The organism is Bacillus sp. FJAT-22090, assembly GCF_001278755.1.
Taxonomy (GTDB): Bacteria; Bacillota; Bacilli; order Bacillales_A; family Planococcaceae; genus Psychrobacillus.
Genome location: NZ_CP012601.1, coordinates 1,738,104 through 1,751,391 on the forward strand (window position 1 = coordinate 1,738,104; position 13,288 = coordinate 1,751,391).

The window sequence follows — 13,288 nt, forward strand, 5'->3', positions numbered from 1 at the left end:
GGTTGAATGGAGCTTATTTTAAGCCCAACATTCCTTTTAAATCTGCCATTTTCGATTTTGATAATGGAACAGACGATTTATTATGATCTTCTAGTACAAGGCTATAACTATTTCTTGTCCATGTGATGACTTCGCGAACTTTTTGTAGATTTACTATATAGGAACGATGACATCTAAAAAAACCAAATGGAAGTAGTCGATCTTCTAATTCATTTAATGTAAAACTACAAGGAAAATTTTCTCCTTTTATATGTAAAAATGTTTGCCCTTCTGTACTTTCAATATAATCAATTTCAGGAGGATCAAATAATACAATTTTTTCATTTACTTTCGTCGGGATTTTTTCAAACCGAATAGGTTGGGCAATTTTATCTTTTACATTATCATTAACCTCCGAAAAATCCTCATCTGGATTTTCTTCTTCGATTTGTAATAGATGGATTCCTTTATCATCTAATCGAAAAATTTTATCGGCAAATGTAACGGCGCTTTCAATTTGACCAGTCAAAATTAATATAGTTTTTTGAGCAGTTTTTAGTTGTTTTAGAACGTTAGTAAATATACGCTTAGATTCCACATCTAAATTTTGATCGAGTTCTTCCATTATGTAAATTTCAGGATCCTGAATAAGTAGGTATGCTAACTGCACACGTTTTTTTTCAGAGTATGTAAGTTGTTTTAATTTTTTATTTATCTTCGAATCAAGTTGAACTAAACGAACTATATCTTCTATAATCACTTCTGATTTATATAACTGTCTGAAAAATTTTAATGACTCTTTAACAGTTAGACGTTCGTATACTCCATCAATAAGAAAGAAAAATCCTAATGCTTCATCTGGATTATGTTGAATTTCTCCATTAGATAACAATGTCTTTCTTAATAGAATATCAATAAGCTGTTCACGAACGTTCACGCTCGTACATAATGCAACAACCTCACCTGGAACTGTCGTTAAATCAAATGCAGGAAAGATAACAGAATCATTTATCTGTTTCTCGGCTTGTAAAAAGTTAAGGGACATTGTAAAACCTCTATTCTATGAATCTTTTTCTTATTATACCAGTAAAAGTATTTTATAATATTTAAAAATAAAACACGAACCTCAGAGGTTCGTGTTTTATAATTTATAATGCAATTGCTTGTTTATCCTTATTTTTCTCACGCGTAACTAATTGAATTGCTAGTAAAATCCCAAATACAACTAATCCTACGATATCAGAAATACTTTCTGGATATATTAACAATAAACCTGAGCCTACTGCAAATATTCTCTCAATCCAAGTCACTTTTCGGTACCAGTAACCAATCATCCCTGCTCCAATTGCAATCATTCCAATTATTGCGGTAAAGAACACCCAAATTATTTCCCAAAATGTTGTATCAATCATTAATAAGGTTGGTGAAAATACAATCATATATGGAATTATAAAAGCAGCTATAGCAAGTTTTGAGGCTTGCACACCCGTTTTAATAGGATCTCCACCCGAAATACCTGAGGCAGCAAAGGCGGCAAGCGCTACTGGCGGGGTTATATCCGCGATAATTCCGAAATAGAAAACGAAGAAATGTGCTGATAATAACACAACAATTGGTACTGCGCTTTGTGGTACGTCTGGTGCTAATAATGCGATTATTGCTGGTGCAGCAATGGTTGATGTAATTACATAGTTTGCCGTTGTAGGAGCACCCATTCCCAAAATAAGGGAAGCGATCATTACAAAGAACAAAGTTAACAAAATACTTCCGCCTGCAAGTTTAACTAGGCTCGTTGCTAAGCTTAAACCTAAACCAGTCTTTACAACAACTCCGACGATAATTCCTGCACATGCAGTTGCTGCAACTACACCTAGAGCAGTTCGTGCTCCATCTACTAAAGCATCCAAAATTTCAAGAGGTCCAAGACGAGTATCCTTGTTGATTAAACCAACTATGATGCAGGCCAAAATTCCATATAAAGCAGAGTGAATAACCGGAACTCCTACCATCATAAGTATAATGATTAGGAAAATAGGTAAAATTAAATAGATCTTTTTTAATATCTCTTTGCGATCAGGCATTTGTTCATCCGTTAATCCTTTAAGACCTAATCTTTTTGCTTCAAAATGTGTCATTATCCATATTCCTGTAAAATACAGTATTGCAGGAATAGCAGCAGCTTTTGCAATATCCCAATATGTTATTCCCCGCCCGATAAATTCAACCATCAAGAACGCGGCAGCACCCATAATTGGAGGCATTAGCTGTCCACCTGTAGAAGACGATGCTTCTACAGCTCCTGCAAAATCCTTTTTATACCCGAGCGATTTCATCATTGGAATTGTATAAGCACCCGATGTAACTACATTTGCTACAGAACTACCAGATATCATTCCTTGCAAAGCAGAAGAGAAAATTGCTACTTTTGCTGGACCACCGATTAACTTTCCGGCTACAGCAACGGATAAATCATTAAAGTATTGTCCTACTCCAGTTTTCACTAAAAACGCACCAAATAATAAGAATGCGAAAATATAGGTAGAAGAAACTGCTAGTGGCGTACCTAATATCCCATCCGTCGTAAAGAACATTAAATTTACAATGTTCTCAATACTTTGCCCTCGATGTGCCATGAATGCAGGGAAATAAGGACCTAAATATGCATACACTAGAAACAATCCTGCGATAATTGTGATAGGTAAACCTACTGCACGTCTTGCTGCTTCTAATACTAGGACTATTGCAAGTAGTCCAACGTAAAAGTCGATTCCTTCAAATTGTCCCAAACTCTGAACGAGGCGGTTATAATGAATCGTCCAGTAGCTTCCCACTAAAATCGCACCTGCTCCAAGTATAAAATCGTAAAATGGAATTTTAGTTTTCGATAATTTACGACGTGCAGGAAACAGTAAGAATACAAATAATAAACCAAATCCTAAATGGACTGTTCGTTGAATTTGTGCTGGGAACTGACCGAAAATAGCCGTGTATAGCTGAAATAAAGAAAATGCCATTAAACCAAAATAAATGACATATTTTAATATTCCACTTAAAGTACGGGTATTAGATTCTAAATCGTATTTTTCTAAAATGGCCTGCTGATCCTCGACAGACAGCTCTTCAAACTGGTTGCCTGGAGATTTTGGGTTCTTCTTATCGTCCATTCAGTCTGACTCCTTTCATTTTTTCAACTAGAGATATTTTTTTCACTTCAAATAAATATGACTTTCCTCTAACGAGATTCGTTTTTAAATCAAATATCTTATTTTTATATTTAAAACTTAATGGGTAGTCAACATCCCCAATATATAAGGTGAAGTTTTGTAAGACTGCATCATCATATTGAAGCGTATAAATCCCATCCTGATAGTTTAACTTTTGACCTTCCTCTGGATAACTAGGCATACCAATCGCAACGTCACTATATTTCATTGACATTAAACGAATTTTATTTGTATCTTCTACTCTATAACTCTCAATAACATCAGTCAGATGAATAGAATGAGTAAAAATAATTTGAAAGTCTTTCTCTTCACTTATTGGTATGTAATGGAGAACGGAGTTCTCGTTTCTTGTTTCCGTAAAGACAAACACGGTCCACATTGGAATAAATAATAAACTTATAAGTATTATGATTAAAAAAGTTGCTATTATTCTTTTCATGAAGCGAACCCCATTTAATGAGTAAAGAGGCACGAAGCTATTCGCAACAGAGCCTCTTTCTCCTGATTATTACTTGTTTACTTCATCAAAATATTTTTGCGCGCCTGGGTGAATTTCAATACCAATACCATCTAAGCCAGTTTCAGCTTTAATAAATTCCCCTTTTGCATGACTTATTTTTTCTGTGTTATCGTATATTGCTTTTGTAATTTCATATACTAAATCTTCTGGAAGTTCTTTTTTAACAGCTAGCATTGCAAGTACTGAAACTGCTGGAACTTCTTCTTTTAATCCATAAGTTCCCGCTGGAATCTTATCTTTTGCATAATATGGGTATTTCTTGATCAATGCATCGGCCTTTTCTTCACTTACTGGAATGATTGTTACTTTATTAGTTGCGTTTAACGCTTCAACAGCACTAGTTGGATAACCTGCTGTAATAAATGCAGCGTCAATTTGTCCAGATTGAATACCATCTGTCGACTCACCGAAATCCAAGTTTTGTGCTTCGATATCATCCATTGTTAAACCATGAATTTCTAATAACTGTTCTGCGTTTGCGTAAGTACCAGAACCTGGAGCACCAACAGAAACTTTTTTACCTTTTAAGTCATCGTATGAAGTAATACCTGAATCAGCTAAAGTTACTAGTTGAATTGTTTCAGGGTAAAGTGCACCTAGTGCAGAAACACTATCCGTTTTTTTACCCTCAAACATTAATGTACCTTCGGTTCCGTAGAATGCAATGTCCGTTTGAACAAAAGCAATATCGCCTTCACCATTTTGTAACGCTGTCATGTTTGCAGCGGATGCTTGAGAAACTTCTGCAGTTGTTTTAATATCTGTTTCTGTAGAAATTAACTCTGCAAATGTACCACCAAGAGGATAATACGTCCCTTGTGTTCCGCCAGTTAATAGACTCAAATATTTAACATCTTCTTTTGTTTTACCAGATTCTTCTCCAGACCCGCTTTCAGAACCATTCTCAGTTGAGCCACAAGCTGATAATATAAATAATGCTATAATACTTAAGATTGCTACCCATTTGAATTGCTTTTTCATCAATTCAATTCCTCCCTTTTCTATATATTATTCCCCAAGTACATTATAATTTTACCATAATTATTCGAATTGCCAACCTATTATATTTATTCACTATTATCACTCTAATATAAATACTAAATTATGTTATATTCTATAAAAAATAATAGATTTTTTTGTTTTAACATATAATTTCAAGCCAAATATATGAATATATATTCATTTTTCCAAAAAAAAAAAACATACATAAATCTTATAAAGATTCATGTATGCCCTTTTATATTTTAAGAGCAGCTACCTGGTGTTGAGTTTCTTACTTGAGATCCTGTTTCCCCTCTTAGTAAGTCGCCTTCGGTTGCTTCAATAATTTGATTTGTAACATTGTTAGAGATTGAGTTAGCTACTAACTGAAGAAGACTGTTAACATCTCCTTGTGATTGCTTAAACTCTTGAACAATAGGAATTTCATCAATTTCAGCTTCAATTGCTTCAATTTTTCCTTCAATCATTTTTAGAGCCTTTTCTTTTCCTAAATGTTGAAAGTTTACTGCTTGTTTTTGTAAACTTTTAAGACTGGCAATTTTTTCACGAACTTGCTGGTTTTCATTGATTTGTGCTTCCGCTCTTTTGAAGAAATCTACTTCTTCTGTGTTGGCAATCATGTTAGCTATTTCTTTTGCTTTTTCAATGATTTCGTCTCTTGAATACTTTGTAGTCAATTAAATTCCCACCTTAAGTTCATTTGGTACTTCAACTAATTCTCCAGTAAGTGACCATGTTTTTGCTTCCGTAATTTTAACTTGTACTAACTGACCAATAATTTCTTTTGGTCCTTTAAAGTTAACGAGCTTACTTTTTCTTGTATAACCTGCTAGTACATCAGGATTGTTTTTACTTTCTCCTTCTACTAACACTTCCACAATTTGTCCCTCATGCTTTTTCATAGCTTCCGCAGACATGTCATTTACTAGTTTATTTAAACGCTGCAGTCGTTCTTTTTTCACTTCCATCGGTACATTATCAACCATTTTTGCAGCTGGAGTTCCTTCTCGAGGAGAATAAATATACGTGTAAGCAATTTCAAATCCTACTTCTTTATATAAAGACATGGTCTCTTCAAATTGCTCATCTGTCTCATTCGGGAACCCTACAATAATATCTGTTGATAAAGATGCATTTGGAATCGCAGCTTTAATTTTTTGAACAAGTTCTAAATAATGCTCTCTTGAATATTTACGAGCCATAATTTTTAATATATCAGAAGAACCAGATTGAACTGGTAAATGAATATGTTCTACTAAGTTTCCGCCTTTAGCAAGTACTTCTATTAGATGGTCATCAAAATCTCTTGGATGGCTCGTCATGAAACGAATACGCGCTACATCGATTTTACGCAGATCATCCATTAAATCACCAAAACGGTAATCTAAATCTTCAAAGTCCTTTCCATAGGCATTTACGTTTTGACCTAATAATGTTACTTCTTTATATCCTTGTGCTGCAAGGTGTCTAATTTCTTGAATAATATCTTCTGGACGACGACTTCGCTCTTTCCCTCGAGTATAAGGCACGATACAATATGTACAGAATTTATCACAGCCATACATAATATTTACCCACGCTTTAATAGAACCTTTTCTTACTCTTGGCAGGTTTTCAATTACATCGCCTTCTTTTGACCAAACTTCTACTACCATTTCCTTTGATAGATAAGCCTCGTTTAAAATGTTAGGTAAACGATGAATATTATGTGTACCGAAAATCATATCTACTTGATGGTAGGTTTTCAATATTTTGTTGACTACTGATTCTTCTTGAGACATACATCCACAGACACCGATCAATACATCAGGATTGTTCTGCTTCAAATGTTTTAAGTGACCTAGTTCACCAAATACTTTATTTTCTGCATTTTCACGAATCGCACATGTATTAAGTAAGATTACATTTGCATCGTCCACAGAATCAGTTGGTTCATAGCCTAATTGCAGGAATATACCAGCCATTACTTCAGTATCATGTTCGTTCATTTGACAACCATAAGTACGAATATAAAATTTGCGATTTTGACCCATCCCTCTAAATTCTTCAGCTATGGCAAAATCGTTATGGTAAGCAACTTCTTCCTTACCTCTTTTTTTTGCTTCTTTTAAGGAAGGTGGTGTATATACAGTTTGAAAATATTTACTATAATCCTTCTCGGATTTTTTGTCCGGAGAATTAGGTTCTTTGACTTGACTACTTAGTAATCGTGATTCTTCGTTCATGAGAACGCTCCTTTCTTTCATTCGTAAATAGCACGAATATCCATCCTATTATTATACTTAATAGCACTCCATTGCTACAAGGTATAAAGCTTAAAAGTTGTAAATTAGACACACCAATAGCACATACGTCTTAGTTATACTTGACCGGTATCGGTTCGGTTTCAACGAAATCCAGTATAATCTGATGAAAACAGATAAAAAGACTACCGATTTATATCGGCAGTCTTCCATATCACATAAAATCTTGTAACAATGCGTTAAATTCTTGTTCACTCATTTTCAAGTTTTGATCAACAAGTGGAGTTTGTGCGTATCCAGGTGCTTGCTCTTGATAAGATGGAGCATTCTCATTTTGATAAATGATTCCTGTGACTAGCCCTTCCGTTTCCATTACGACTTTTAGTGCATCTTCTCTACTCGTATGATCATAACCTTCAACGTTAGAAAGCTTTGTTAAATGTTCTTTGAACCAATCATACGTATTTACTTTATTGTATGTTACACAAGGGCTAAATACGTTAATAAAAGAGAAACCTTTATGGTTAATACCAGCTTCAATGATTGCAGTTAACTCTTTAATATCTGACGAAAAACCTTGAGCAACAAATGTAGCCCCAGAAGTTAAAGCTAATTCAAGCGGTTTTAGTGAAGGTTCAATTGCTCCACCAGGTGTTGACTTAGTTTTAAATCCTTCCGCAGAACGTGGAGAAGTTTGCCCTTTTGTGAGACCGTAAATTTGGTTATCCATTACTACATATGTTAAATCAATATTACGTCGAATCGAGTGAATAGTATGGCCGATTCCGATAGCAAAACCATCACCGTCTCCACCAGAAGCAATGACGTGAAGATCCTTGTTCGCCATTTTTAAACCTTGAGCAATAGGAAGTGCTCTCCCATGAATACCATGAAAACCATATGAGTGTATATATCCTGAAATTCGTCCAGAACAGCCAATACCTGATATTACGGCTAAATCATGGGGTTGAATGCCTACATTTGCTGCTGCACGTTGAATAGCTGCTTGAACAGAAAAGTCACCACATCCTGGACACCAGTTTGGTTTTACATTATTACGAAAATCTTTAAATGTCACCATCAGTTAAGCAACTCCTTTACTTGTTTTTCAAGCTGTAGTGGTAAGAAAGGTGTTCCATCATACTTCGTTACAGGGATGACTTTATCATGCCCGCCAACATTCATTTTTAAGATGTTTGCTAATTGGCCGGTAGCATTATTTTCAACTACAATTACTTTCTTTGCATTCGCAACAAGTGGCTGCACTTCATCAACTGGGAACGGGTGAATTAACCGAATATGGGCATGATTCACTTTTAATCCCTGAGCAATAAATGTTTGCTGTAATTCTTCTAGCACACCTCTTGTTGAGTTAAATCCAACAAATAAAATATCTGCCTCTTCATAAGGAGCACTTACATAGACAGGTTCATTAAAGTTAATATTTTTTAACTTTCCAAGACGTTTGTCCATTTGTGCTTTACGATTTGTAGCAGCTTCGGAAGGTTTTCCTGTTTCATCATGCTCTACGCCTGTTACATGGTGAATAGCATGTTCTGTACCTGGTAGAACTCGTGGTGAAATACCATCCTCTGTAACTTCAAAACGTTTGAAGTAAGCTTTATCCTCCGCCACAGGAATTTCTTCATTTTGAACTAATTTACCACGACGGATCTCAATTTTAGAATAATCAAATGGCTCAACAGTTTGTTTACCAAGTGAAAGTTGTAAATCGGATAAGATTATGACAGGGCATTGAAGTTCTTCTGCAATATTAAACGCTTGAATTGTATCAAAAAATGCTTCTTCCCCTGTACTTGGTGCTATAACCACTTTTGGTATTTCCCCATGTGTACCATAAATCATTTGCATTAAGTCAGACTGTTCTTGTTTTGTTGGAAGTCCTGTAGAAGGTCCTCCACGCTGAGTATCTACAATAACAAGTGGTTGCTCTGTCATACCAGATAGCCCGATTGCCTCCATCATTAAAGATAGCCCTGGTCCTGCTGATGCGGTAAATGCACGTACACCACCGTAGTTAGAACCTATAGCCATTGTTGCTGCGGCAATTTCGTCTTCTGTTTGAATAACTGCTCCACCAAATAGTGGTAGCTTTTTAATCATATATTCCATAATTTCAGAAGCTGGTGTAATTGGATAAGCCGCCATGAAGCGTACTCCTGCTGCTAATGCTCCAAGTGCAATAGCATCATTTCCAATCATAAACATACGATGTTTCCCATCAGCTGCAACTAGTTCCCATTCCCCTAATCGGTCCCCTAATTGTTCTGCCATTATATCAAAGCCTTGTTGAATAGCTTGCATATTTTTTTCTACTACTTCTGTTCCTTTTTTACCGAAAATCTCATCTACTACACCTTGGAACACTGCTTTATCTAAATTTAATAGAGCGGATGTTGCCCCAATTGCCACCATGTTTTTCATCAAGGAAGTACCGAGTTCAGCTGCAATCTCTGTAAATGGAACTATATACATAGGTGCCAAACAATCTTCAGGAGATACTGGAGAAAACTTAGAATCTGCTAAAATAATACTTTTCTCTGTAAGTTCTTTGTAATTTACATCAATTGTTTCTTGATCGAATGCTACTAGTATATCTAAATCATCTGGTATTGTACGAACTTGCGTAGGTCGTACACAGATTTTATTATTCGTATGTCCACCTTTAATACGAGAAGAGAAATGACGATATCCGTAAAGGTAATATCCAAGGCGATTCATCGCCATTGAGAAAATTTCACCAGTACTTTCAATACCCTCTCCTTGCTGCCCGCCTACTTTCCAAGAAAGTTGTTGCAACATATAAACATCTCCTTACTATCTGGTTGAATGCTTTTTTCCTTCATTAGTTTATCATGAAGTAGTCATATTCACTATGTATTCAGTGTATTTTTAGTGAAATTCAGACCTTTGACGGAATTTCACCGTCACAATTTATTCAGAAAATCATTTTATGTATTAACATTTGCTCATAAGTAAAGCCGCTACAAATTATGTAGCGACTTTGTGGTATTTGACAATATCTATATTCAAAGAAAGCACCTCAAGCAAATTATGAACGCTTATCAGTTAATCAACACTTTGAATTTATTTTGTCTTTTTTTCTACCAATAACTTCAAAGCAGTTCGATCTTCACCTGAAATAATAATATCCGTGAAAGCAGGCGAACAAGTTAAATCAGTACCACTCGGTGCGACAAATCCTCTTGCTATGGCAATAGCTTTAATTGCCTGATTTAATGCACCAGCTCCTACTGCTTGCATTTCTGCATACCCTTGTTCTCTTATTACTGCTACTAAAGCACCTGCAACGGAATTTGGGTTTGAACGAGAAGATACTTTTAAAGAATCCACTATCATTTCTCCTTTTATCGCTAGATTATGAACTTGCTTTCGTCCATAATCTAACGTATGCATCGGAGTATTTTTTTAGACGCTTTAGCCTTTAAACGGATAGTCATCGTTTATATAAACACGCTCTTGATAAATTGCTTTCCCTGTAGCACTATCTACCTCTACAAAAAAGCCACTTAATACAGAACGCCCACTTTTTGGAACTTCAAAACGAGTTGGCATATTCGTTTGAAATCGATACAATACATCTTCTTTTTTCATACCTAGTACTTCATCGTATGGTCCAGTCATACCTACATCTGTAATATAAGCAGTACCTCCAGGCAGAATACGCGAATCAGCGGTTTGCACATGTGTATGTGTGCCTACGACAACTGATGCTTTTCCATCTAAATGCCAACCAAATGCAATTTTTTCACTAGTTGCCTCCGCGTGGAAATCCACGAAGATAATCGGCGATAATTTTTTTGCTTCTTCTACTAACTCCGTCGCTTTTTTAAATGGATCATCATGAGGAGGTAAGAAAGTTCTACCATGTATATTTATAACTGAAATAGTTTGCCCATTTTTAGTGATAGATGTCATTCCTTTACCTGGTGCTTCCTCTGAAAAGTTTGCAGGTCGAATTAAATAGTCAGTATCATCGATAAAGTCCATGATTTCTTTCTGATCCCATGTATGATTACCCATTGTTACGACATCTACACCCATGTGCAATAAGCCTTGGAATATATTTCTTGTGATCCCTCGACCCGCTGCAGCATTTTCACCGTTTGCAATTACTACGTCGGGATTATATTTTCTTTTAAGTCTTGGTAAATAACTTTCTAATGTATCTCTTCCTATAGATCCAACAATGTCACCAATAAATAATATTTTCAACTTCTACTTCCATCCTCTCTCACGAAAAAAAGGCTTCTTTTAGAAGCCTTTTTGTATTCGTAGTAAAACTCTATTATCAAACTGAATGAGAGCGTTTGTCAACAATTTGTACTATTTTGCGTATTCTACTGCTCTAGTTTCTCTGATGACAGTTACTTTAATATGTCCAGGGTAATCTAGTTCTTCTTCGATTCGTTTACGGATATCTCTTGCCAAACGATGAGCAGAAATGTCATCTATTTGATCTGGACGAACGATAATACGAATCTCTCTTCCAGCTTGAATAGCAAATGATTTTTCAACGCCATCGTAAGACTCTGAAATTTCTTCTAGTTTTTCTAAACGACGAATATAGTTTTCTAATGTCTCGCTTCTAGCACCAGGTCGTGCTGCGGATAATGCATCTGCAGCTGCAACCAATACCGCTATAACAGATGTTGCCTCCGTATCTCCATGATGAGAAGCAATACTATTAATAACTACTGGATGCTCTTTATATTTCGTTGCAAGTTCGACACCGATTTCAACATGACTTCCTTCAACTTCATGGTCAATAGCTTTTCCGATGTCGTGAAGTAAGCCTGCTCGTCTCGCTAGAGTTACATCTTCACCAAGCTCTGCTGCAAGTAAACCAGCTAAAAATGCTACTTCGGTTGAATGCTTTAATACGTTTTGCCCATAACTTGTACGATAGCGAAGTCGACCTAAAATTTTCATTAAATCTGGATGTAAATTATGAACACCTACATCAAATGTAGTCTGCTCACCGATTTCACGGATTTGTTCATCCACTTCTCTTCTTGATTTTTCTACCATTTCCTCAATACGTGCCGGATGAATACGACCATCTTGTACTAATTTTTCAAGTGCCAAGCGGGCAGTTTCTCTACGTATTGGATCAAATCCTGATAGAATAACAGCTTCTGGCGTATCATCAATAATCAAATCAATACCAGTTAAAGTTTCGAGCGTACGAATGTTTCTACCTTCACGACCAATGATACGACCTTTCATTTCATCGTTTGGTAAATTAACTACAGAAACAGTTGTTTCTGCAACATGATCAGCTGCAAAACGTTGTAATGCTAAAGAAAGAATTTCACGAGATTTTTTATCTGCTTCTTCTTTTGCTCGTGTTTCAGATTCCTTCGTCATTACAGCAATATCCGTAGCAAGCTCATTTTCTACTTCTTGAAGAATTATCGCTTTCGCTTCTTCACGTGTTAAAGTAGAGATTCTTTCGAGTTCGCTTTGTTGCTTATTCACTAGCTCGTCCACTTTACTTTCTTTCTGTTCGATATGCTGTTGTCTTTCGGTTAGAGCATCTTCTTTACGCTCAAGACCTACTTCTCTCTTGTTTAGAGCATCATCCTTACGATCAAGATTCTCTTCTCTTTGTAATAACCGATTTTCCTGTTTTTGCAGTTCCATTCGGCGTTCACGGATGTCAGATTCTGCTTCAATTCGTAATTGGTGAGTTTCATCTTTGGCTTCTAATAGTGCTTCTTTTTTTAATGCTTCCGCTTCTCGCTTTGCTTCATCTAAGATGAGTGCAGAAGATTGTTTTGCACCAGTCACTTTTGAATCGTTCACTTTTTTCAGATAAATATAACCAACAACGGCACCGACGAACAGACCAAGCAAAGCGGAGATGATAATTTCCAATAATAATGGCATTCGAACACCCCCTATTTGCTATTCTTTTTAAGTTTCAGTCGGCACAAATATGCAAATGCATATTGCCTATTTCATCATAGTATTAGTAAAGAAATTATACAATTTTAATTGTATAGATGTAGAAATACTCTGTCAAGGAATCGGAAGGATAATTATGAAAGAAAAGCGCTAATCTCGTCCCTTAGAAGGAATATCTGTTATTAATCGTTATCGTAATTCTTTGGATATAATGGTTGCTTTATCATTCGGCAGATTATTAGGAGGGGGGTACCTCACTATCCCCCTCTTTTTTATCAGTAGTTTTGTAAATATAGTCTCTAATCATTAACTTTAGTAAATTGGATACTAGAGAAGTGGAATCATTATGTTCGATTCATAAGTTTTCT

Annotated in this window: 11 protein-coding genes; all 11 read right to left on the minus strand. The window is 35.7% G+C overall.

Translation table 11 applies throughout. From position 1 onward, the window contains the following. Positions 1-13: 13 nt before the first annotated feature. On the minus strand, positions 14-1,024 hold the full coding sequence (locus AM499_RS09065) for a LytTR family transcriptional regulator DNA-binding domain-containing protein (protein ID WP_053589905.1): 1,011 nt from the start codon (positions 1,022-1,024) through the stop codon (positions 14-16). Between the two features lie 103 nt (positions 1,025-1,127). Then, positions 1,128-3,143, minus strand: coding sequence for a TRAP transporter permease (locus tag AM499_RS09070; RefSeq protein WP_053589906.1), 2,016 nt, complete (start codon positions 3,141-3,143; stop codon positions 1,128-1,130). Next, complete coding sequence (locus tag AM499_RS09075; protein ID WP_053589907.1) at positions 3,133-3,642, minus strand: DUF1850 domain-containing protein; 510 nt, start codon at positions 3,640-3,642, stop codon at positions 3,133-3,135. Before AM499_RS09075 ends, AM499_RS09070 begins: the two co-directional genes overlap by 11 nt. 69 nt (positions 3,643-3,711) lie before the next feature. Next, entirely contained in the window at positions 3,712-4,704 is a 993-nt protein-coding gene (locus AM499_RS09080) for a TAXI family TRAP transporter solute-binding subunit (protein WP_053589908.1), read from the minus strand. Positions 4,705-4,967: 263 nt separating this feature from the next. After that, positions 4,968-5,402, minus strand: a complete 435-nt coding sequence (locus AM499_RS09085) for a YlbF/YmcA family competence regulator (protein ID WP_053589909.1) — start codon at positions 5,400-5,402, stop codon at positions 4,968-4,970. Then, positions 5,403-6,950, minus strand: a complete 1,548-nt coding sequence (gene miaB / locus AM499_RS09090; RefSeq protein WP_053589910.1) for a tRNA (N6-isopentenyl adenosine(37)-C2)-methylthiotransferase MiaB — start codon at positions 6,948-6,950, stop codon at positions 5,403-5,405. A gap of 232 nt (positions 6,951-7,182) precedes the next feature. Then, positions 7,183-8,049, minus strand: coding sequence for a 2-oxoacid:ferredoxin oxidoreductase subunit beta (locus tag AM499_RS09095; protein WP_053589911.1), 867 nt, complete (start codon positions 8,047-8,049; stop codon positions 7,183-7,185). Beyond that, complete coding sequence (locus AM499_RS09100) at positions 8,049-9,791, minus strand: 2-oxoacid:acceptor oxidoreductase subunit alpha (RefSeq protein ID WP_053589912.1); 1,743 nt, start codon at positions 9,789-9,791, stop codon at positions 8,049-8,051. The genes AM499_RS09095 and AM499_RS09100 overlap by 1 nt, the downstream gene beginning before the upstream one ends. A gap of 285 nt (positions 9,792-10,076) precedes the next feature. Continuing rightward, positions 10,077-10,343 carry a stage V sporulation protein S gene (locus tag AM499_RS09105; protein WP_053589913.1) on the minus strand — a complete coding sequence of 89 codons (267 nt, stop codon included), beginning with the start codon at positions 10,341-10,343 and terminating at the stop codon, positions 10,077-10,079. A gap of 84 nt (positions 10,344-10,427) precedes the next feature. Beyond that, positions 10,428-11,225 carry a TIGR00282 family metallophosphoesterase gene (locus AM499_RS09110; RefSeq protein ID WP_053589914.1) on the minus strand — a complete coding sequence of 266 codons (798 nt, stop codon included), beginning with the start codon at positions 11,223-11,225 and terminating at the stop codon, positions 10,428-10,430. 111 nt (positions 11,226-11,336) lie between these two features. Continuing rightward, positions 11,337-12,902, minus strand: a complete 1,566-nt coding sequence (rny, locus tag AM499_RS09115) for a ribonuclease Y (RefSeq protein ID WP_156316784.1) — start codon at positions 12,900-12,902, stop codon at positions 11,337-11,339. Positions 12,903-13,288 lie beyond the last annotated feature (386 nt).